Origin of the sequence: Stygiolobus caldivivus, from assembly GCF_019704315.1 — an archaeon.
GTDB lineage: Archaea > Thermoproteota > Thermoprotei_A > Sulfolobales > Sulfolobaceae > Stygiolobus > Stygiolobus caldivivus.
The window spans coordinates 1937127-1958106 of the sequence record NZ_AP024597.1; the positions used below are offsets into that span (position 1 = coordinate 1937127).

The 20980-nt window shown below is 35.2% G+C and carries 30 protein-coding genes and 3 tRNA genes; 30 read left to right on the forward strand and 3 right to left on the reverse strand.

Features of this window, described 5'->3' with window-relative positions:
* The first annotated feature begins 45 nt into the window (after window positions 1–45).
* The 8 genes from KN1_RS09310 to KN1_RS09345 all read left to right on the forward strand — a co-directional run bounded on the left by KN1_RS09310 (window position 46) and on the right by KN1_RS09345 (window position 5245).
* A complete protein-coding gene (locus KN1_RS09310; protein ID WP_221287288.1) occupies window positions 46–540 on the forward strand; it encodes a multiprotein bridging factor aMBF1 in 495 nt (164 codons plus the stop codon).
* Window positions 537–1604: a GTPase HflX gene (gene hflX, locus KN1_RS09315; RefSeq protein WP_221287289.1), complete on the forward strand. Its 1068-nt coding sequence runs from the start codon at window positions 537–539 to the stop codon at window positions 1602–1604. The genes KN1_RS09310 and hflX overlap by 4 nt, the downstream gene beginning before the upstream one ends.
* Window positions 1605–1660: 56 nt before the next feature.
* Window positions 1661–2143, forward strand: coding sequence for a tRNA methyltransferase (locus tag KN1_RS09320; protein WP_338057088.1), 483 nt, complete (start codon window positions 1661–1663; stop codon window positions 2141–2143).
* Window positions 2144–2159: 16 nt separating this feature from the next.
* Window positions 2160–2675 carry an HTH domain-containing protein gene (locus KN1_RS09325; RefSeq protein ID WP_275946075.1) on the forward strand — a complete coding sequence of 172 codons (516 nt, stop codon included), beginning with the start codon at window positions 2160–2162 and terminating at the stop codon, window positions 2673–2675.
* The gene (locus KN1_RS09330; RefSeq protein WP_221287292.1) at window positions 2653–3618 is read left to right on the forward strand and encodes a DNA cytosine methyltransferase; all 966 of its coding nucleotides are present in this window, start codon (window positions 2653–2655) and stop codon (window positions 3616–3618) included. The genes KN1_RS09325 and KN1_RS09330 overlap by 23 nt, the downstream gene beginning before the upstream one ends.
* Window positions 3611–4069: a RecB-family nuclease gene (locus tag KN1_RS09335; protein ID WP_221287293.1), complete on the forward strand. Its 459-nt coding sequence runs from the start codon at window positions 3611–3613 to the stop codon at window positions 4067–4069. The genes KN1_RS09330 and KN1_RS09335 overlap by 8 nt, the downstream gene beginning before the upstream one ends.
* A gap of 23 nt (window positions 4070–4092) precedes the next feature.
* A tRNA-Val gene (locus KN1_RS09340) sits at window positions 4093–4182 on the forward strand.
* A 49-nt stretch (window positions 4183–4231) separates the two neighbouring features.
* The gene (locus KN1_RS09345; RefSeq protein ID WP_221290653.1) at window positions 4232–5245 is read left to right on the forward strand and encodes a potassium channel family protein; all 1014 of its coding nucleotides are present in this window, start codon (window positions 4232–4234) and stop codon (window positions 5243–5245) included.
* A 30-nt stretch (window positions 5246–5275) separates the two neighbouring features.
* Here the strand turns inward: KN1_RS09345 and ahcY are convergent, their stop codons facing one another.
* Window positions 5276–6520 (reverse strand): adenosylhomocysteinase, encoded by a 1245-nt coding sequence (gene ahcY / locus KN1_RS09350; protein ID WP_221287294.1) that lies wholly within the window; start codon window positions 6518–6520, stop codon window positions 5276–5278.
* A 387-nt stretch (window positions 6521–6907) separates the two neighbouring features.
* Here ahcY and KN1_RS09355 point away from each other — a divergent pair.
* Window positions 6908–6995, forward strand: a tRNA-Ile gene (locus KN1_RS09355).
* 184 nt (window positions 6996–7179) lie between these two features.
* On the opposite strand, the gene KN1_RS09360 is transcribed toward KN1_RS09355, so the two are convergent.
* A tRNA-Leu gene (locus KN1_RS09360) sits at window positions 7180–7277 on the reverse strand.
* 167 nt (window positions 7278–7444) lie between these two features.
* Between KN1_RS09360 and KN1_RS09365 the strand changes: the two genes are divergently transcribed.
* Genes KN1_RS09365 through spn form a run of 8 tightly spaced genes read left to right on the forward strand, consistent with a single transcriptional unit; the run spans window position 7445 to window position 12521 of the window.
* A complete protein-coding gene (locus KN1_RS09365; protein WP_221287295.1) occupies window positions 7445–7753 on the forward strand; it encodes a 50S ribosomal protein L21e in 309 nt (102 codons plus the stop codon).
* A 24-nt stretch (window positions 7754–7777) separates the two neighbouring features.
* A complete protein-coding gene (locus KN1_RS09370) occupies window positions 7778–8104 on the forward strand; it encodes a DNA-directed RNA polymerase subunit F (protein ID WP_258712504.1) in 327 nt (108 codons plus the stop codon).
* A 33-nt stretch (window positions 8105–8137) separates the two neighbouring features.
* On the forward strand, window positions 8138–8773 hold the full coding sequence (locus KN1_RS09375) for a DUF655 domain-containing protein (RefSeq protein ID WP_221287297.1): 636 nt from the start codon (window positions 8138–8140) through the stop codon (window positions 8771–8773).
* Window positions 8766–9425 (forward strand): 16S ribosomal RNA methyltransferase A, encoded by a 660-nt coding sequence (locus KN1_RS09380; protein WP_221287298.1) that lies wholly within the window; start codon window positions 8766–8768, stop codon window positions 9423–9425. The genes KN1_RS09375 and KN1_RS09380 overlap by 8 nt, the downstream gene beginning before the upstream one ends.
* Window positions 9377–9976, forward strand: a complete 600-nt coding sequence (locus KN1_RS09385; protein ID WP_221287299.1) for a HemK2/MTQ2 family protein methyltransferase — start codon at window positions 9377–9379, stop codon at window positions 9974–9976. The genes KN1_RS09380 and KN1_RS09385 overlap by 49 nt, the downstream gene beginning before the upstream one ends.
* Window positions 9969–10685 carry a tRNA (cytidine-2'-O-)-methyltransferase TrmJ gene (gene trmJ / locus KN1_RS09390; protein ID WP_221287300.1) on the forward strand — a complete coding sequence of 239 codons (717 nt, stop codon included), beginning with the start codon at window positions 9969–9971 and terminating at the stop codon, window positions 10683–10685. The genes KN1_RS09385 and trmJ overlap by 8 nt, the downstream gene beginning before the upstream one ends.
* 38 nt (window positions 10686–10723) lie before the next feature.
* Complete coding sequence (locus tag KN1_RS09395) at window positions 10724–11314, forward strand: 30S ribosomal protein S3ae (RefSeq protein WP_221287301.1); 591 nt, start codon at window positions 10724–10726, stop codon at window positions 11312–11314.
* Window positions 11315–11321: 7 nt separating this feature from the next.
* Window positions 11322–12521, forward strand: coding sequence for a bifunctional sugar-1-phosphate nucleotidylyltransferase/acetyltransferase (spn, locus tag KN1_RS09400; RefSeq protein ID WP_221287302.1), 1200 nt, complete (start codon window positions 11322–11324; stop codon window positions 12519–12521).
* Here the strand turns inward: spn and KN1_RS09405 are convergent.
* The gene (locus tag KN1_RS09405; RefSeq protein WP_221287303.1) at window positions 12511–13713 is read right to left on the reverse strand and encodes a redox-regulated ATPase YchF; all 1203 of its coding nucleotides are present in this window, start codon (window positions 13711–13713) and stop codon (window positions 12511–12513) included. The two genes, spn and KN1_RS09405, sit on opposite strands and share 11 nt — an antisense overlap.
* A gap of 62 nt (window positions 13714–13775) precedes the next feature.
* Between KN1_RS09405 and KN1_RS09410 the strand changes: the two genes are divergently transcribed.
* The 13 genes from KN1_RS09410 to KN1_RS09470 all read left to right on the forward strand — a co-directional run bounded on the left by KN1_RS09410 (window position 13776) and on the right by KN1_RS09470 (window position 20958).
* Window positions 13776–14426 (forward strand): 50S ribosomal protein L15e, encoded by a 651-nt coding sequence (locus tag KN1_RS09410; protein WP_221290654.1) that lies wholly within the window; start codon window positions 13776–13778, stop codon window positions 14424–14426.
* On the forward strand, window positions 14423–14869 hold the full coding sequence (locus KN1_RS09415) for an RNA-binding domain-containing protein (protein WP_221287304.1): 447 nt from the start codon (window positions 14423–14425) through the stop codon (window positions 14867–14869). The genes KN1_RS09410 and KN1_RS09415 overlap by 4 nt, the downstream gene beginning before the upstream one ends.
* The gene (locus KN1_RS09420) at window positions 14838–15401 is read left to right on the forward strand and encodes a hypothetical protein (RefSeq protein WP_221287305.1); all 564 of its coding nucleotides are present in this window, start codon (window positions 14838–14840) and stop codon (window positions 15399–15401) included. Before KN1_RS09415 ends, KN1_RS09420 begins: the two co-directional genes overlap by 32 nt.
* Entirely contained in the window at window positions 15379–15798 is a 420-nt protein-coding gene (locus tag KN1_RS09425) for an Rpp14/Pop5 family protein (RefSeq protein ID WP_221287306.1), read from the forward strand. The genes KN1_RS09420 and KN1_RS09425 overlap by 23 nt, the downstream gene beginning before the upstream one ends.
* Before the next feature lie 93 nt (window positions 15799–15891).
* Window positions 15892–16620 carry an archaeal proteasome endopeptidase complex subunit alpha gene (psmA, locus tag KN1_RS09430; protein ID WP_221287307.1) on the forward strand — a complete coding sequence of 243 codons (729 nt, stop codon included), beginning with the start codon at window positions 15892–15894 and terminating at the stop codon, window positions 16618–16620.
* 17 nt (window positions 16621–16637) lie between these two features.
* Window positions 16638–17339: a ribosome assembly factor SBDS gene (locus tag KN1_RS09435; protein ID WP_221287308.1), complete on the forward strand. Its 702-nt coding sequence runs from the start codon at window positions 16638–16640 to the stop codon at window positions 17337–17339.
* A 1-nt stretch (window position 17340) separates the two neighbouring features.
* Window positions 17341–18096, forward strand: a complete 756-nt coding sequence (rrp4, locus tag KN1_RS09440; protein ID WP_221287309.1) for an exosome complex RNA-binding protein Rrp4 — start codon at window positions 17341–17343, stop codon at window positions 18094–18096.
* Complete coding sequence (gene rrp41 / locus KN1_RS09445; RefSeq protein WP_221287310.1) at window positions 18062–18793, forward strand: exosome complex exonuclease Rrp41; 732 nt, start codon at window positions 18062–18064, stop codon at window positions 18791–18793. The genes rrp4 and rrp41 overlap by 35 nt, the downstream gene beginning before the upstream one ends.
* A gap of 1 nt (window position 18794) precedes the next feature.
* Window positions 18795–19622: an exosome complex protein Rrp42 gene (gene rrp42 / locus KN1_RS09450; RefSeq protein ID WP_221287311.1), complete on the forward strand. Its 828-nt coding sequence runs from the start codon at window positions 18795–18797 to the stop codon at window positions 19620–19622.
* Between the two features lie 13 nt (window positions 19623–19635).
* Complete coding sequence (locus KN1_RS09455) at window positions 19636–19848, forward strand: 50S ribosomal protein L37ae (RefSeq protein ID WP_221287312.1); 213 nt, start codon at window positions 19636–19638, stop codon at window positions 19846–19848.
* On the forward strand, window positions 19829–20368 hold the full coding sequence (locus KN1_RS09460) for a Brix domain-containing protein (protein ID WP_225905641.1): 540 nt from the start codon (window positions 19829–19831) through the stop codon (window positions 20366–20368). The genes KN1_RS09455 and KN1_RS09460 overlap by 20 nt, the downstream gene beginning before the upstream one ends.
* The gene (locus KN1_RS09465) at window positions 20352–20615 is read left to right on the forward strand and encodes a hypothetical protein (RefSeq protein ID WP_221287313.1); all 264 of its coding nucleotides are present in this window, start codon (window positions 20352–20354) and stop codon (window positions 20613–20615) included. The genes KN1_RS09460 and KN1_RS09465 overlap by 17 nt, the downstream gene beginning before the upstream one ends.
* Window positions 20581–20958: a prefoldin subunit beta gene (locus KN1_RS09470; RefSeq protein WP_221287314.1), complete on the forward strand. Its 378-nt coding sequence runs from the start codon at window positions 20581–20583 to the stop codon at window positions 20956–20958. The genes KN1_RS09465 and KN1_RS09470 overlap by 35 nt, the downstream gene beginning before the upstream one ends.
* The last annotated feature ends 22 nt before the right edge of the window (window positions 20959–20980 follow it).

Consider the following 20980-nt stretch of genomic DNA (forward strand, 5'->3'; position numbering starts at 1 on the left):
AAAAACCCTAAAAATGTTTAAGAGTGGATATTGTGTATAGATCCTATGCAAAGTCAGGCAATAAAATACTGTGAATTATGTGGTTCACCTATAAGAGGTAACGGAATAACCGTATTATTTGAAGGGAGTATTATTACGGTATGTCCCGCATGTTATGCAAGGATCAAAAAAAGTGCAAAAATTACCGATTTACCCAAAAAACCACAATCTAAGAAAAGTATAAAACCGTCAATGCCAAAAGTAAACAACGAAGTGGAGCTAGAAGTAGTAGACGATTATTATAAGTTAATAAAAGAAGCCAGAGAGAGACTAAAGCTTACACAGCAGCAACTAGCTCTACAATTAAAGGTCTCTGAAAATATAATAAAACGATTTGAAAGTGGTAAGTTAAAGCCTACTATTCAGCAAGCTAAACAACTAGAAAAACTACTTGGAGTTAAACTATTAGTTCCCGTAGAAGAAGGAGGAGAAGAAGAGGAGGAGACTGATTTTAATCTCACCTTAGGCGACGTTGCCCACATAAGAGAGGGTAAAAGTTGAAAGCCGTATTGTTTGTAGGTGAAGAATATGAAGACGAGGCTATAGCATTAGCTGAATCGGCACTTTATGAAATTTATAAAGTTTATCCTACACCTAGAAAGCCTAACCCTATTTTTTATCTCCAAAAAGATAAATTAGAACAAATCAAAAAGGATGATACAATAGAAGCTATAATAATTTTTGATTTGCTTAAATCAAGGCATTTTATAGGATTATATAAGGAGCTTCCATCTAAAAAAATTTTAGATAAAGTCATGTTACTACTAGAGATATTTGCACTTCATGCAGGTTCTAAAGAAGCTAAACTCCAAATAGAATTGGCAAAGTTGCGTTATGAACTACCGATTATAAAAGATATGTATAAGAAAACTAAGATCACTGAGCAACAAGGTCCTCTAGGTGCAGGAGTTTATGGTGTAGAAGCAGCAATAAGACTATATCAAAGAAGAATTGTCAAGATAAGGCAAGAATTGGAGCAATTACGTAAGGTAAAAGAAGAACAGATTAAGAAAAACGACTTTAAGAAAATAGCTATTGTTGGTTATACTAATGCAGGTAAGACGACTCTCTTTAACGCGCTAACCGGGTTAAAACAGAAAGTCGATTCTTCAATGTTTACTACGACCTCACCTAAACGTTATTCTATTCCGGTAAGAATTGACGGAAAAAAGGAGAAAGTATTGCTGATTGATACAGTGGGTTTCATTAGAGGTATCCCTCCCCAAATAGTGGAAGCCTTTTTTGTAACATTATCTGAGGCAAAATATGCTGACATATTAGTTCTTGTCTTAGACGCATCAATTGACGACATAACGCTTATCGAAATGCTTACGAGTTCTATGAAAGTTCTGCGAGAACTAGGAATTTCTGGGAAACCAATGCTGATCGTATTAAATAAAGTTGATTTAGTTAAGCCCGAAGAAGTAGAAAATAAAATATCTTTAGTAAAGAAAATTGCTGAAGAAACATATGCTCCCGTTGAAGATATAATCCCAGTATCAGCATTAAAAGGTATTAATCTTAACTATTTAAGAGAGAGATTAGCTCAGATTATATGGGCATAGAGCTTAAGGATATTTATGTTTTGAGATTGGGACATAGACCCTTTAGGGATAAAAGAATTACAACTCACGTTGCTTTAGTAGCTAGAGCTTTTGGAGCAAGAGGTATCTTTATAGAGGGAGAGGATAATCAACTATTAAAGTCAATATATAATGTTCTAGATCAATGGGGAGGAAAATCGTATTTTAATATAGAGTTTGTATCAAATCCTAAGACTTTGGTTAAGAGCTGGAAAGAACGAGGAGGTAAAGTAGTTCATCTCACGATGTATGGCATTAATATCATAAATAAGCTTTCTGACTTTGATCAAATTAATTCTCCTTTATTAGTAATAGTAGGGTCAGAAAAAGTAGAAGGGTGGTATTATTATAATTCTGACTATAATATAGCTGTAGGTAATCAGCCTCATTCGGAAGTTTCTGCGTTAGCTATCTTCTTGGACAGAATATATAAGGGTGAAGAACTAAATATATCATTTAGTGATGCAAAACTCACAATTATTCCTAAAGAGAGAGGTAAAAAGGTGGTGAAAAATGAGTGAAAAAACTGACGCATTAATACTTGAATTAGCAAAGGAATTAGTAGGAGAAGATGCGGCAGATTTGCTTAAGTATTTACTTAAAAAGAGATCTGAAATCACAGATGAAGAATTAGCAAAAGAGTTAAACGTTAAACCTAACGAAGTAAGAAAAAAACTATATTTACTATCTGAACAAGGTTTCGTAACTAGTAGAAAAACAAAAGATAAGGATTCTAGTTTGTTTATATACTATTGGAGGGTAAACTTGGATCAAATAAATGACGTGTTGTTGAATAGGAAAAGGATGATATTAGATAAGCTTAAAATAAGGTACGAGCAAGAAAAGGATTCTCTTTTCTATTTTTGCCCTCAAGATAATATAAAGTACAATATGGACGAGGCGTTAGAAAATGAGTTTAAGTGTCCAAAATGCGGAAGCCCGCTACAGTACTATGAGTCAGAAAAAGCAAGACAATTCTTAGAGCAAAAAATTAAACAGTTAGAGGAAGAGATAGAAAAAGAGACTAAACGTGGGAAGAATAACAATAATTGACCTATTTTCAGGGGCAGGAGGCTTTTCTCTAGGCTTCAGAAAAGCTGGATTCATTATAAGACTAGCTGTAGACATAAATCATGCTGCTGCTAGGACTTACTCTTTAAATTTTCCTCACACTATAGTAGTTGAAGATGATATAAGAAATTTGACAGGCAAGGATATCAGATATCTAGTTGGCGATGATATACAAATTGTTATAGGAAGCCCACCTTGCGAACCTTATACGGGTGCAAATCCTCTCAGAATGAGGGAACCCTTAGACAGGTTATATCTTGATGAAAGAGGTGAGTTGACTTTAGAATACATAAGGATGGTAGGTGAGTTGTCTCCTAAAATATTTGTAATGGAGAATGTACCTTCAATAGCTAATACGGAAAGCCTTAGAGAAGCAATTAAATTAGAATTTCGTAGAGTAGGCTATGAAAAAATATTTTTTAACTATTTAAAAGCAGAGGATTATGGAAATCCGTCAAAAAGGACTAGAGTATTTATATCTAATATTCCCTTAAATCCACCTAAATTAAAACGCCGAACTACGGTATGGGACGCTATTAATGACCTATCAGATCCAAAAATGGTAAATGCTATCCCTAACCATGAAATCCAAGAGGTTAATGAAAGAAAAATGAAAGATCTTGCTAAAACTGAAATTGACGATTATATAACTATGTTCAGAGGAAGTTCTGGTAGAAATATACCATTATATATAAGGCTTAATCCCAACAAACTAGCTCCTACAGTATTAGGGAATTCGAAATTTATACACCCTTATGAAAGCAGATTTTTAACTGTTAGGGAACAAGCGAGGCTAATGAGTTATCCAGACTTTCACGTATTTCTAGGCAATAAGGATGAGCAATATAATCAAGTAGGAGAAGCTGTACCAGTAGCCTTATCTACTGCAATAGCACGACAAATTATGAGTGAATATTATGCCTGAAATATTCGTAGTACTGCATAATGTAAGTAGTGTTCAAAAATTAATAGATTTTGTAAAATTTGCCTTTAATTTAGATATTAAGTACGTTATAGTAACTAAGATAGGTGGAGTTGCAGCGCAAGCTGGAGTCCCAGAAGCAAGTAAACTAGCTTATAGAATGAATAAGACCTTTCTAGTCTTACCTGATCTTAAAGATGCAATAGAGCTTTTTGTGCCAGATTCTACTATACTAATTTCCCAACAATTTGATAGGGATTTTTCTCCAGATGTGATAAAAAGTAAGAAGAGAATAATGTTAGTTTTTCCAGGTATAGAAGCCGGCTTTACTAAAATAGAGCAAAGTTTTGGAGAAACTTACAAGTTACCTCTATTTAAAGGTGAAGTGCCGCCGGTAGCTTCTTTGGCTCTAATATCGTACATGTTAAGTGGAGAAGAATTTAAAAAAGAGTAAAACCAAAAATGATCTCGTACTCTGGGCCCGTCGTCTAGCCTGGTTAGGACGCCGCCCTTACAAGCCCCCGCTAAGTAAGGCGGAGGTCCTGGGTTCAAGTCCCAGCGGGCCCACTTTTAAACTTAAGATTATGTTATGTTAGATCTTTTTTATGATATATCGATGAACAAGACTACTCTCTGGAATCGTTATATTTTACGCTTACTTGAAATAATAGCCGCTCCATATTCTATCGTTAGAAAGATTTATCCACAACTTATTACACTATCTATTGTAGTATATACAATAGCTTTAGTTTTCGTATATTACCAGAAATTAGACTGGGTCTCTGCTATATATGCTGCTGTAAATGTTATAACTACCGTAGGACTTTATGCCCCAGATATTAATACGATGCCCAGCGAAGAGAAAATATTTCTTACTATCTTAATTCTATTTACGGTAGGTTTATTTGCGTCTATGGTACAATCTCTAATTGGAACATTAGTAAGTAAGAATACGTGGATAGATGCCCGTGCTAGATGGAGAGGTCGACATATGATCAACCATATAGTACTTATAGGGAATTCTGAAAGTATAGTGTCTGCCACTAAAAAATTACAGCAGTTAGATAAAGATTATGTAGTTTTGACATCATCTAAGAGTATTTATGAAGAACTAAAAGCAGAAAACGTGATTCTAGGAGATCCTAAAGATGAAAATAATCTAATTAATGCCGGAATTAAAAACGCAGCATCCGCAATAATAGCTATGGACGATGACTCCGAGACTCTTCTTATTACTTTAAAAGTTCAAAAGTTAAATCCGCCCTTAAAAGTTGTTACAATGGTAAAGGACATATCTATGACCGATATAATGAAAACTGCAGGAGCTGATGTAGTTATACCTTATGAAGATATTATGGGGAGGATGCTAGCTTTTGCGTCGCTTTCAGACTCTTTTGCAGGGATAATATATTCGAGAAAAGAACGTGAGTATTCTATTGGTATATTCGACGTTAAGAAAGTAATAAAATTAAAGGATCTGCCGTCAAAGGTAGTCCCTATAGCAATTTTAAGAGATGGCCAGATAGATCCGTATTTTGATAAAGACACTGAGGTGAAACCAGGTCAATCGTTATTCGTTTTAGGAGATCCATCTGTATTTAAAGAATTAGAGAAGTTGCTAAGCTTATAATACTAAAATGAAAACAGAAAACACAAAATCCTATGTGCCATAGCGCCATTGTTTCATATATTCTATTTGCTCTTTGCTCATTGGTTCTAGTTCTATTCCCATTCCTTTAAGCTTTAGCCTTGCTACCAGCTCATCTATCTCTTGGGGTACGTTGTACACCCTATTCTCGAGCTTATCCTTATTTTCTACTATGAACTTAACAGATAGTGCTTGGTTAGAGAAACTTAAGTCCATGACCTCACTAGGATGTCCTTCAGCAGCTGCAAGGTTAACCAGTCTTCCTTCAGCCAATAGGTATATTCTTTTGCCATCTTTTAATGTATATTCTTCTAAATATGGTCTTACAGTTCTTACTTGCTTTGCCATCTCTCTTAGTCCTTTTACGTTAATTTCTACATTAAAATGTCCAGAATTGGCTAAGATTACACCGTCTTTCATTCTGATAAAATGTTCCTTATTGATTACATTGATGTTACCAGTAGCGGTCACAAATATTTCTCCTATTTCAGCAGCTTTATTCATAGGTAATACATCAAATCCATCCATTACTGCCTCTAGAGCTCTCAACGGTGATACTTCAACCACTATTACTCTTGCTCCCATACCTCTAAGCCTTTGTGCTATTCCTCTACCTACCCATCCATAGCCTGCAACAACGGCAACTTTGCCAGCAATGAGGATATTAGTAGATCTCAGTATGCCATCTATAGTGCTCTGACCTGTACCTATTCTGTTATCAAAGAGGTACTTTGTAAATGCGTTGTTAACGGCTATTACAGGGTATTTTAGTACTTTCTCCTCTTCCATTGCTTTGAGTCTAATTACTCCAGTAGTAGTCTCCTCCGTTCCTCCTAAAACCCTACCGGAGTAGTTTTCATGGATATATGCGTGTAAATCCCCACCATCGTCCATAACTACATGGGGTTCGTATTTCATTATCTCTCTTATGTTATTATAATAATCGTTTTCGTTCTCTCCTTTCCATGCAAAAACATGAATACCTTCTTCAGCCAGTGCTGCAGCGACATCATCTTGAGTCGACAAGGGATTGCTTCCAGCTAGAGCTACTTCTGCTCCTCCTATTTTTAATGTTTTAACTAATACTGCCGTCTCTTTAGTCACATGTAAGACTGCGCTTATTCTAACTCCCTTTAATGGTTTGTCTGTTTCGAATTGCTTTCTAATTTCCATAAGTGCAGGCATATGGAGCTCTGCCCACTCTATCTGTCTTTTACCTTGTTCAGATAGCGAAATGTCTTTTACTTTATAATCCATATTTTCTCCTCAGTTGCATAATGTTTCACTGAATAATTTAAGTATAACGAACTAGCTAGGTAGCGCATAATGCAAAGCTCTTTAGTTTATATTTAATGTTCTAGGGAATTACTAGAATATTTTATATCCTTTATCTTGAAGTTAATTTAGTATAGTAATGGCGTATAATTCTAGTAATAATAATCATTTATACTATCCTATATAAGATTTATTATCTATAACTTTAAGATTTCTATCTATATAAATACTATACATCTAATAAAGTAATTATATTTTATTATTTTATAAATGTTTTGTTTTCTAGGTTGATCAATCCTCGGCTAGGATCTGTTGATAAAAATAACCATAACTTTTTTAAAAGATTCTTTATCACTAATAATATGTTATGGGCCCGTAGCTTAGCCCGGTAGAGCGCCCGGCTCATAACCAATTGTGAGGGACCGGGTGGTCCGGGGTTCAAGTCCCCGCGGGCCCATACTATTCAAATTTTTATAATGAAGCTTAGGCTACTCTTAAGACTAAACTTCTATTTTGTTGCTTGTTACTACTAGGAAACACCTTATAGGTTGCGTAGTAATTATGGGAATAGTACAATTTATTTTAAATCAAGCTTAAGAAATTAGTTTTGATCGTTACTCAACCCTTATATGCTATAAGGGTGCGGGGGGTGGGACTTGAACCCACGCAGGCCTACGCCAGCGGATCACTTAACGCTAGTCTTAAGTCCGCCCCCTTTGACCAGCTCGGGCACCCCCGCGCAAATATTTGATATAATGTCTAACTTTAAATTTCTTTCCCATGTAATTTAGGTTACATTTATTATATACTCATGTTTAGGCGTTGAAATATGCTAATAAGGAATTATAGTAGAAAGCAAAAATCTTAATTTATACTCCGATTGTAGTTTTAAGGGGTAAGTATATTATGGTTGCTCACTCTAAAGGTTATAGGACAAGAACGAGAAAATTACTAACAAAGAGTGTAAGAGAACGTGGTGCAGTCCCTCATTTAAGCGCCTTAATGTATGAATATAGACAAGGGGAGTACGTAACAATTAAGATAAATCCTTCAATTCATAAAGGTATGCCTCATAGGAGATATCATGGAAGAGTGGGTGTAATAGTAGGGAAAAGAGGAAAATCATATGAAGTTAAGGTAACTTTAGGTGATAAAGAGAAAATAATTATAGTGAGGCCTGAACATCTAACTCCCTTTAATGGCGTTAAAAGGTGAAAATTTTTGTCATATTCTCTTCGAGTGTTAGAAGAACATTATATTCCTTATTCTGTTGCTAAAAAATATTTACAAGAAATAATAAGTAATGGTAATTCTTCAAACCTTCTTCAGAGGACTTTTGATTATCTAAACTCTGTCTCTAAATGCGGTGATAGTGGAGCAGAACAAATAATGGAAGAGTTAAAAGATATTGTTAAAAAGGAAGAGCTCAGGGCGATGATAGCTAGTTTATGCCCACAATCCATTGATGAAGTCAGAACAATTTTAGCCACAGATACTTCAACAACTTATACTACAGAACAAGTCCAAAAGATAATTGAAATAGTTAAGAACCACATGGAGAGTTGAGGTTTTTACTTTTAAAATTATATAATACAATGTATGCAAAGGAAAAGACCAGTTAAGGAGCGAATGGAGAAGACAGTATATGTGTTAGATTATTTGAGAGAAGGTAATCCTCTAGATAAGCACCCTATACATAAAAGTAAACCAGTTTTACAATTAATAGGGGAGGATTACTTTATGCTTATGGAAGCTTCTCCAATTAACTCTTACCAAGAATTTCAACTAGAACAAAAGTTAGAGTTAAATAATTCTCACCTAAAGATCGACTTTCACATAACTTATGAAGATTTAACATCCGTAGCTAAGGACGAGCTTGTTAAAGTCCTCAGATTAATAGTGGAAAGTAAATCCCAATTATTTACAGACTTTTTTAACAAATCAGAGCCTCTAACATTGAGGTTGCACGCATTAGAACTATTACCTAATATAGGGAAGAAAACACTTAAAACAATTTTAGAAGAGCGTAAGAAAGAACCGTTTAAGGATTTGAAAGATATAGAGCAGAGAGTAGGAATTAAAGATGTGGTGGGTATAATAGTTGAGAGAATAGTTAAGGAACTTCAAGGAGGAGAGAAGTATTACCTATTCGTTTATCCTTTAGAGGAAAAAAGGAAACCAATAGAGCATTTCGTTTATTTAGGGTATTTAGAGAAATTGGGTAAAAATGGCTAAAAAAGGGCAACACTTTTTAGTAGATGTTAATACTGTAAAAAGAATAATTTCTTACGTAGATTTTTCCCAAAGACCGCTAATAGAAATAGGAGGGGGAAAAGGGGCTTTAACTTCTATTTTAAATCCCGATTTAACAATAGAATTAGATCCGACTTTAATTCCTTTTTTAATGAAGTACAATTTAGTTATTGCAGATGCGGTAAACCCTCCTTTTTCAAGAGGGCAAGTTGTCTCTTCTTTACCCTATTATATTACTTTCGATTTTATGACTACTATGGTAAAATTATCAGGGGTCCAAAGGCTAGTTTTAGTTTTACAGAAAGATTTTATCGATAAAGTTATTAATGATCCGACTTATATATCATTTACATTAAATTTTCACTTTAAAATATTTCCAAAGGAAATTATTTCACCGAGGTCATTCTATCCTAAGCCTCGGGTATTTTCACAGATAGTCGTTTTTGAAAGAATAAAGAGCTATAATTTCTATGTTGACGAAGCCCTTAGATGTATAAGTTCGTATAAAAATAAAAAACTCTCATCTTTAAGTGAGTTTTGTAAAGTAAGATCTAATGAAAATAAGCGAATCAGGGATTTCAAACCATGGCAGGTAACAGAATTATTGAAGTTGCTGGATATAGGTTATGTATAAATGAAAATACTTACGAACCAGCAGAAGACTCCACATTACTTATGAGTATTATTAATATAAAACCTAAGGAAAAAGTCCTTGATATGGGTTCAGGTAGCGGACTTTTAGGGTTATATGCTATTATGCTAGGTGCGTCTAATGTAACATTTGTAGACATAAACCCTTTTGCTTCAGAATCTACACTTTGTACATTAAACCTAAACAAGGTTGAGCCTTATAGGTTTGAGGTTATTAATTGTGATCTATTATCGTGTTTGCGTCCGAATATAGTTTATGACGTGGCTATATTTAATCCGCCTTATCTTCCTTTTGAGGAATATGACTCATGGATTAAGTACAGTTGGTCGGGAGGTAAAGATGGGGTTACAGTTATAGAAAAATTTCTCAAAGTTATTAAAGCTAAAAGAATATATACCGTCCTTTCCTCGCTTTCAGACCTGGACAAACTTTTTGGGTCACCTTATTTTAGTAAGTATAAGATCGGGAAGAGAAAAGAGATTACAATAGGATACGAAACTATTATTAGTATGGAGCTGGTGAACGATGATTAGACTCATAGTAGTGGAACCAGAAGGTTCATATAATGTGGGGTTTATTGCAAGATTAGTAAAGAATTTTGAAGTGGATGAATTTTACTTAGTAAATCCGAAATGTAAGATGGAAGAGGCTATTAATTTCTCTGCACAAGGTAGAGATATCTTGGAAAAAAAGGCTTTGATAGTTTCAGCCTTTGATGATGCTATTAAAGATCTCGATATAAAAATAGCCACTTCAAGTATAGCTGATAATGAAGGGGATCTTCTCCGGCGGTCAATTAAACCATGGGAAATAGGAAAATTCATTTCAGATGATAAAAAAATTGGCTTGATTTTCGGGAGAGAGAGCGTGGGACTAACCAGAGAGGAAATATTTAAATCAGATTTTCTATTACATATTCCGGGAAACCCAGCATATCCAGTGTTAAATCTCTCACATGCAGTAAGCATAGTTTTATATGAGGTGTATAAATTAAGGACAAGTTCGATAAAAAATGAAAACATTTCAAATGAATCCATAAAGTTAATGGAACTATATTCTAGAAAAATTATTGATAGTCTGAAACGTAGTGAAGGCGACGAATACATGTATGTAGTGTTAAAGAGGGTTTTGCTTAAGGGAGTTTCAAGTGAAATAGAGGCAAAAACTATTGTTAGGTTGCTAAGGAAGATTTATGTTAAGATCAGTATAGCCGAGGGGAAGAAAGTAGATGAAATAGAGTGAAAATTTTTTATAAAGGTTGTTTAGAGTATGTGATAGTCATGTCATCAAAAGCTAGCTCGACGATTAAGGACAAATGGAAGCTTAAGAAGTGGTTTACGATCCTATCACCAAAAGTATTTGGGGAAGTACCTCTGGGAAGTACACCTGCGTTTGAGATCTCACAGACCCTCAATAGAAAGGTAGAAGCTACTTTATATGACTTAACAGGCGATTTTAGTATGGTTTACGTACACTTATACTTTAAAGTAATCGGGAATGAAGGAGAAAGGCTAGTTACAAGGTTCGCTGGTCATGAATTATCTAGGGATTATATTAGGTCTTTAATAAGGAGGAAAAGTTCAAAAATAAATACTATAATCGATGTGAAAACCCAAGACGGTTATATTGTAAGGGTAAAGGGTCTAGCCCTTACTACTTATAGAGCTCATAGATCACAGAAGACGGCTATTAGAAGGGTTATGGCTTATACAATTACAAAGAAAGCTGCTGAAAGCACTTTTGATCAGTTTGTGCAAGATGTAGTCTTTGGAAAATTAGCTAATGACATATTTCAAGAAGCTAAGAAGATATATCCATTGAGAAAAGTAGAGGTAGAAAAGACTAAAGTAATTAAAGTACCCGCTTCTTAATTTTTTTATGAAAGCTGTAATATTGGCTGCAGGAAAAGGAGAAAGATTAGAACCGATTACCCACACTCGTCCTAAACCGTTTATACCAGTCTTAAATAAACCTTTAATCGTAGATATTATAGAAGAGATACGAAAATACGTAGACGATGTAGTAGTCGTGATAAGCCCTCAACATAAGGATTATTTTATGAAAAATTTAAACAATGTTTCTTTTGTCTGTCAAAAAGAAGGGAAAGGTACTGGTGCAGCATTAAAAACTGTTTCATCTGTCATTAAAGAAGATTTTCTATTAATTTACGGAGATATATTTTTAGGTAATAAGTCTATAATTTCTGAGTTATTACGTGAAAAAAATGCAATTTTAGGTGTAGAAGTTAAGAATCCTAAGGATTACGGAGTCCTAGTAACAAATAACGGGAACCTCTCTAAAATTATAGAAAAGCCAGACAATCCTCCCTCTAATATTATCAACGGGGGTATCTACAAATTAGAACCAGATATTTTCACATTTTTAGATAAAATAAGTAATTCTGAGAGGGGAGAGCTAGAGCTTACAGATGCTATTACCCTTATGGCAAAAGAAAAAGATGTGAGAGTGATTAGATATCGAGATTTTTGGTTAGATATAGGTAAACCGTGGAATTTACTAGATGTAAACAAATGGGTATTAGATAATTTATCGTCTAGCTCGAATTATGGCAAAGTAGAAGACGGAGTAAAGATTAAAGGGAAGGTAATAATTGAACGAGACGTAGAGATAAAATCGGGAACATATATAGAAGGTCCTGTATATATAGGAAAAGGGAGCATTATTGGTCCTAATTCATATATAAGGCCATATACTGTTCTAGTTGAAAATAATAAGGTTGGTAATGCAGTGGAGATAAAAGAGAGTATTTTAATGGAAGGCACTAAAGTTCCTCATTTGAGTTATGTGGGCGATTCTATTCTCTCGGAGGATGTAAATTTTGGAGCGGGGACACTAATAGCTAATTTACGTTTTGATGAGAATGAAGTAAAAGTAAATATTAAAGGTAGAAAAATAGGCAGTGGAAGAAAGAAGCTAGGTGCAATCGTCGGAGGGCATGTAAGGACTGGTATAAATGTGACTATCCTACCTGGAATTAAGATAGGAGCTTACGCAAGGATATACCCTGGCGCTGTCGTTAATAGGGACGTTGGTTATGGGGAATTTTTTAAGCCTTAGCGGTTGATGATACTATTTTTATAACGTCATTGTTCTGGAGCTTATAATCGTCTCCCACTCTCATCTTATTTCTTACATTGATTGCGTATAGGAACCCTTTAGCTAGCTCACTATGTATTTCTAAAGCTAAATCTCTGGGCGTAGAACCTTTTTTGATAAGAATCGCATCGGGTAAAATGTTACCATTATGATCTGTTAGTTTTTTCTCATCTTCTACTGGATAGACTACTATCATCCCTAAAGCGTCAAAAACTGCTGTATTAACAGTCTGTTGAACACCGGTGCTTCCAAATTCTTCCAGTACGTTCTTCCTTATGTATTCTAAGGCGTCTTTTTGCTTTTGAGGTATTGGTTTTATTATTTTGAATTCTCTTTCACCGGGTATGTACTCTATTATCCCGTTTTTTGATGCTTTCCTTAGTGCTAATTCCGCCTCAGCACTGGTTGGTATTACCCACTTATATTTTCTCGTAATTTTTTGGATAAATTGCTTAGCTTCAGGTAAATCAGCTTTGTTAGCAGCTATCACAATTGGTTTAGAAATCTCTCTCAGCTTCTTGCTAAAATTACGTAAGTCATCTTCACTCCATTGCATTAGTTTTACGTTTTCTAATTTAGTTTGCCGTAGAGTCTCTATTATATGGTATTTATTAATTGATAGCCCTGAAAGTTTGGAGAGTAGTTCATCTACGGGATCTTTATTCGATAAGTCTGTAGTTCTTGCGAATTTTTGCCAATCTTTTGATACTATAGAATAAAACCACTCTTCGATTTCTTTCTCGATGAAACTTATGTCTTCCTCTGGATCTCTAGTACCTGGTTTTACTGGGATTCCTTCCTCATCTGTACTTCCGCTTGCGTCTATAACGTGAATTAGCACGTCTGCTTTTCTTAGATCATCGAGGAACTTGTTACCTAATCCTCTTCCTTCATGAGCACCTGGAATTAGTCCGGCTACGTCTACCATTTTGATTGGGATAAATCTATAATCGTTGATACATACAGAGTTTCTAGGATTACATTTAACGTTAAACTCTTTATGAACGCACATTTGTTTTACGTATGCAATGCCAACATTAGGCTCTATAGTTACAAAAGGTCTATTTGCTATTTCCACTTCTAGCATAGTAGAAGCGGCAAAAAAGGTGCTTTTTCCTACGTTCGTTTTTCCTATCAGTCCTACAGTTATCATTCAAGATATGATCGGACAAATGAGTTTATTAATTAGTTGTTTATTAAGTGAGTAGAAGAATAATGGCATCATCAATGTATAGTTACATCGAGAGCACGTGGCAAAAGGAGGACTGGAAAAGGAACGTGTTGAGGAAAAGGCTCATTGAATGGAGAAAAAGTGAAGCTGTAGTTAGAATTGAAAAGCCGAGTAGGCTGAACAGAGCTAGAGCAATAGGATATAAGGCTAAACAAGGATTTGTAGTAGTACGAGTTAGGGTTAGAAGGGGAGGTATGAATAAACCTAGACCTAATAGCGGTAGAAGACCTAAGAGAATGGGTGTTTATGGTTATTCACCGTCCAAAGGATATAGGTGGATAGCTGAAGAGAGGGCAGCAAGGAAGTTCCCTAACTTAGAAGTCTTGGGAAGTTACTATGTAGGTGAAGATGGTCTATATAAGTACTACGAAATTATTATGGTAGATCCTTCTCATCCAGTTATCAAGGCAGATCCTAATTTAAAGTGGTTACAAGACTCCGCTAATAGGAGAAGAGTATTTAGAGGGCTAACAAGTGCTGGAAAGAAAGCTAGAGGACTGAGAAAGAGCAGAGGTCTTAAAGGCACAATAGCACATAAGTGGAAGAAGAAAGAAAAAGAAAGAGAATTAAAGAGAAGGCATGAAGGTTCAAAGTACTATAGGTTACAGAATTTTGACAAAATACCTGGGAAATGAAGGTAGCTTTTATTTCAATTTCAGTATTCTGTCACGAAACAGAAGATAGAAATAAAATTCTAAGTTCATTAGAGTCCTTTTTCTCCCTAAATAACGCAGAAGTTAAAGATAGTATAGTTCAAGGCCATTACGGTAATAAAATCGAAATAATAGAGTATAAAATGAAGGGGAAAGAGGCACAAAACATATTTGAGAAAGTACTAAGTTCATTAGATAAGGTAGATCTAATTTTATTAGTATCGACCTTACAGTCAAGAACCGATAAGGGAAAGTTACACCTAAGAATTGACAAGCAAAGATTAATAGAAGAAAATAAGATTTTCCTAAGAGATGGGGATGATGTAGTAAAACTAATAGTGTCGTTTAGAAACTTCAGAAATTCCAACGAAATAATAGAAGAGTTGAAGAACCTTGCTAGTAGAGACATGCGTGAAAACGTCTAGGCTCAAAGAATATGCAGTTAAGTTAGGGTATAATATGATATTACCAGAAGAGGATAAAAGTGAAAATATTTACAGAGTTACAATAGAATCAGATTCAAAGGAAGATCTATCCAAGAAGATCCGTAAGATAAAGGATAGTAAGATATTTTTATTTGTTAAGCCTCTTTCATCAGAGGCTCTAAGGTACTCTGTACAAAATTATCACGTTAAATCCTTAATCGTTGACAGAAAGAATATACGAATTTTTAGTAAAAAAAGTAATTTAAATTTAATAAAGCAATACGGTAAAATAGTAGAAGTACAATTAAAAAACTTAGAAATAGATGTAATTTTTAAAATTATTAATTTTAATAAGTGGATTGAATATCCTATTTTCTCCTCATGTGCAACTACGTTTAATGAGCTCTGGTCTCCTTTAGAAAAATTTTCGCTGTTAGTAACCTTGGGCGCGAATGAAGGAGATGCCTTAAAGTGGATTTATAATAACCCCTTATTACTACTTGGTAGAAATGATGCTACAAATATTTATTGATCTCATAATATTTGCTTGGCTAATAATACTCAGCTTCTATGTATTAAAGGCTAGAATTATTTATTTTAAAAAAATTAAAGCTAAGAAAAATATCAGAGTAAAGCGATATATTATATTTGAGATGATTCCCAAAGCCTATACCCAACCTGAGTTAGAGTTAGCAATTAGAGATGCAGTTAGGGAATTAGGAGGGAAGATTTGGCTGGAAATATCTAATCCTAAAGTAATTCTAGTATATCAAAATTATGGTGTAATTTCTACCACAAGAGCAGGATATAAAGCTGTAATTGCAAGTCTTCCTTTAGTAAAGAGGATAAATGGTGAGGAAGTGCTACTAGTTCCTAGAAGGACAACAGGAAGTTTAAAAAAGGCTAAAAGGCTAATAGGTATTAGATGATGACGCCGTCCCAGACTGTAAGCATGATGTGTACGCGACGAGCTGAATAACACTTTTTTACCTACAGTATCAACTCATATTTGGGAGAAAAAATTGGCATTTGGACCTGCAGCAATGGGATATGATAGGGCTATAACTATATTCTCTCCTGATGGGTCTTTATACCAAGTAGACTATGCGTTTGAAGCAGTGAGAAAAGGATGGACTACTTTGGGAGTAAAGACAAAGTCAGCAGTAGTCCTACTGTCTGAAAAGAAGAAAGCTACACAATTATTGGATGTTGATAACATAGAAAAAGTTTACCTACTTGATGACCATGTAGGGTGTAGTTTCGCTGGGCTTGCATCTGACGGAAGAATACTTATTGATTATGCTAGGTCTCAAGCACTCCAGCATAGACTGGTTTATGACGAACCCATAAATATTGACTACCTTACAAAATTAGTTGCAGATATAAAACAAGCATATACTCAACACGGCGGGGTAAGACCTTTCGGAGTAGCGTTAATAATAGGTGGAGTTGATAAAGGTGGTGTGCCTAAACTTCTTATGACTGAGCCTAGCGGTCAATTTATGCCTTACTATGCAGTGGCTATAGGGCAAGGTGGTTCAACAGCCACTGAATATTTTGAGAAAAACTATAAGGAAGATCTAAATGTAGAAGACACAATACTCCTTGCTCTTAGGGCCCTAGCATCAACATTAAAACCGGGAGAAAAACTTACGCCTTCTACTGTAGAACTGGGATATGCTACCACAGATGTGGGGGTATTCAGAAAGATGTCTGTTGAAGAAAAGGTATCTATTCTTCAGAAGTTATAGGAGGCGTTTAAAAATATATGACAAAGAAAGAAGAAATGGTTATTGCTAAGTACGAGCACGGAGGAGAGCGATTTGAAATTTTAGTAAGACCTAAAGAAGCTATGGATTTAAGGAACGGAAAAAGCGTAAGTTTGTCTGATATAGTTGTCTCTGATACAATATATAAGGATGTAAAAAAAGGTTTAAAAGCATCGCCTTCTTCTCTGAAGAAAGTCTTTGGGACTACAGATTTCGAAGAAATAGCAAGACAAATTATATTAAAGGGTGAGATCCCTCTTACAGCAGAACAAAGAAAGGAAATTTTGGAAAATAAAAGGAAGCAAGTAATAGACTATATTGCCAGAAATGCTATAGACCCAAAAACTAATTTACCAATCCCCAGAACTAGAATAGAAATGGCAATGGAACAAGCTAAGGTGCAGATCGATCCTAATAAAGACGTAGAAGGACAAGCTCTTCAGGTGGTAAGAGAGATTGCTAAAGTTATCCCTATAAAAATTGCTAAGGCGTTGATTGAAATAAAGGTGGATCCGAAGTACAGTTCTAAGGTTAAATCGCAGTTACATAACTTAGGAGAGGTAAAGAAATCTAATTGGTTAGGAGACGGGACGTTAATTGCTGAGATAGAAATTCCAGCTGGAGCACAACAGGAAGTGATAGATAAGCTTAATTCCCTAACTAAAGGAGAAGTCGAAGTTAAGATTATGCAGGTGAAGTAAAGTGGTCGAAAATGCGGCTCCAAAAATTTTCTACCAAGATAGATCTATTGTGACACCAGGAGATTTAATCGCAGAGGGTGACTTACAAGTATCATGGTCTCCTTATTTTTACAAGATAGGGAATAAGTATTATTCAGCGATAACAGGCCTTTTAAGTGTTAAGGAAGGAAATGTATTTGAAGTTATCCCATTAGAAGGACAGCATTACTATCCTAGAATAGGAGATACGGTGTTAGGACTGATAGAAGACATAGAAATTTATGGATGGGTTGCTGATATCAAATCATTTTATTCAGCTTATCTACCTGCTTCATCGTTGCTTGGAAGGGCTATAACCCCAGGTGAAGACCTAAGGCGTTTCTTGAATATAGGAGATTACGTAATAGCTAAAGTAGAGGCCTTTGATAGGACTATTAACCCGGTTCTTACTGTTAAAGGTAAAGGACTTGGTCGAGTCTCATCTGGAGTAGTGGTAGAAATATCACCAGCTAAGGTTCCAAGAGTTATCGGTAAGAATAAGAGTATGTTAGAAGTTTTAACATCAGAAACCGGTTGTGATGTTCAAGTTGCTCAAAATGGAAGGATTTTGATAAAATGTGCAAATAGCTTAAGCGAGGAAGCATTAGTTAGTGCTATTAATATAATCCAATCAGAATCTCATATAAAAGGCTTAACAGAAAGAATAAGAGCTTATTTGAGAGAGAAATTAGGTGGGAGTAGAAATGATGCAAGTGCAGAAGCCAAGGCTAATACTTGAGAACGGTTTAAGGACTGACGGAAGAAGACCAGACGAAATGAGACCTATTAAAATAGAATTAGGCGTACTAAAAAACGCAGACGGTTCAGCTATCTTTGAAATGGGTAATACTAAAGTACTAGCTGCTGTATATGGACCAAAGGAGATGCATCCAAGGCATTTAGCATTACCAGACAGAGCTTCTTTGAGGGTCAGATATCATATGACGCCGTTTTCTACAGATGAAAGGAAAAACCCAGCTCCGAGCAGACGTGAAATTGAGTTATCAAAAGTTATAAGAGAGGCTTTAGAATCAGCAGTCTTAACAGAATTATTTCCTAGAACGGTGATAGATGTCTTTATGGAAGTATTACAAGCAGACGCGGGTACCAGGCTAGTTTCTTTGATGGCAGCGTCAATGGCATTGGCAGACGCGGGTATTCCTATGAGAGACCTGATAGCGGGAGTAGCTGTAGGTAAAGCAGATGGAGTAATAGTTCTTGATCTTAATGAACCAGAAGATATGTGGGGCGAAGCTGATATGCCTGTTGCTATGCTTCCTTCCTTAGGTCAAGTGGCTTTACTCCAGCTGAATGGTAACATGACGCCTGACGAATTTAGGAAAGGCTTAGAATTAGTACAAAAGGGTATAACAGAAATTTATAATCTTCAAAAAGAGGCATTAAGGAAAAAATACGCTGAATACAAGGAGGAGTAACATGTCTGTTACACCGTCTAATCAAAACATTGTACCTATTGTTAAAAAAGAGAGTATATTAGCGTCATTAGAAAGGGGAGTTAGGACTGACGGTAGGAAACTAAATGAGTATAGGCGACTATCAATTACTTTAGGATATGCTAAAAAAGCAGAAGGCTCGGCACTAGTTAAACTGGGAGATACTACCGTACTAGCGGGTGTAAAGTTAGAAGAGGAAGAGCCTTTTCCTGATACGCCTAATCAAGGAAACTTAGTAGTTAACGTAGAACTTTTACCGTTAGCCTATGAGACTTTTGAGCCTGGACCTCCTGACGAGAACGCAATTGAATTGGCCAGAGTAGTAGATAGAAGTCTAAGGGATTCAAAAGCTGTAGATTTATCTAAATTAGTGATAGTTCCGGGCAAAAGAGTATGGACAGCATGGGTTGATGTATACGTTCTTAATTACGATGGAAATATACTTGATGCTTGTACTTTAGCTGCAGTTGCCGCACTATACAATACGAAATTACCTAAAATAGAAGGGGATGGCGATAATATTCATGTTGTAAGAGAAGAGAAGACAGATATTATACCCATAAATTATCCGGTAGTTACTGTCACTACAGCTAAGATAGGTAACCACATTATAGTGGATCCTAATATAGATGAAGAAAGTATAGCTGATGTAAAACTTTCTATATCATATACTAGGGATAACAGAATAGTTGGAATGCAGAAAAACTTTAGTGGAAACCTAACATTGCAAGACGTAGATATGATGGAAAACATTAGTAGGTCTGCCGCTCAGTATTTATTCGAAGAACTTAAAAAGTATCTTAACTTTTAAAATGTGAGAAAATATGGGAAAGGTTACTGGAATAGCTGGCAGGTTCGGCGCTAGATACGGTTCTTCCCTAAGGAAGAAATGGAAGGAAATAATGGAGAAGAGGTATAAAGATTATCAGTGCCCTGTATGTAAGACTTCTGGCAAAGTAGTCAGAGTAGCTTCTGGTATTTGGTATTGTGAAAAATGTGGTGCAAAGTGGGCGGGGCTTGCCTATACCCCGTACTAGAGTTATTCTAACATCTTCAAGAGATGCACCTTTAAGAGTAAGATCTTTTTTAAATGAGCTTGAGTACGTTATACCTTTCTCAAAGCGTATAAATAGAGGTAGACAAAACTTAGAATCAATTATCTACAAAGCTAGACTTTTTCAGGCTTCATATCTTATTATAATCGGAATTAAAAAAGGTAACCCGTCATCATTCGTAGTATATGATCTTTATACTTCATCTATAAAATATAAGTTAAGGATTTTTGGTATAACTTTAGTAAACGAAATACGTAATGATAAGGTTAAAACTGAGAGGATCAAGAGGGGGTGTATTGGCTCACTTGATGATGACGAAATCAGGCATATGTTTATTGATCTGGGTTATTATTCTCTGTCTAAATGTGATGCATATGTTTCTGGTAAAATCGTGATATTAGGGGATCGTTTTAAGAAATTATATGAGATAAAATTCCTTGATTATAAAAATAACATTTTAGGTCCGATAATTCGTTTTATATACGATGAAAGTTCAAATTGAGATAAAAATTGATGAAGTAGATGGCGAGCTAAAAAAGGTTATATTTAATTCTATACTTATTGAGCAGTTAGATCAAAAAATAGTTAAAATTGATAGAAATAATGCTAGTTTACTAATTGTTGCCAACTCTTTGAGTAGGGGAAGAGCTATAATGAACTCTTATATATCTTGGATATACACAATAATAGAGACATTAAATAAGGTGAAAAATAATGACCGAAAGAATTCCCCCGGAGTTAAAAGCTGAAATTGTAAAGCTTCAGCAATTACAAGACCAGCTTAATAGGGTTTTAACAGAAAAAAGTGTTATAGATAATCAATTGAGAGAAGTAAATAAAGTGTTACAAGAGTTAACACAGCTACCTTCAGATGCCACTGTTTATAAAATGGTCGGGAATTTACTGGTTAAAGTAAATAAAGACGATGTCCAGAAAGAATTAGATGAGCAAAAGACTATTTTAGAGTTAAGGTCAAGGACATATCAAAATCAGGAAGCTAAACTTAGGGCTCAACTTGAAGAGAGACAAAAGAAGGTTAATGAGCTGATGGCTAAATACTATCCACAAGGTGGCGGAGTGCCAAAGGCTTAAGTAGTTATCTTAGTGATTTTTT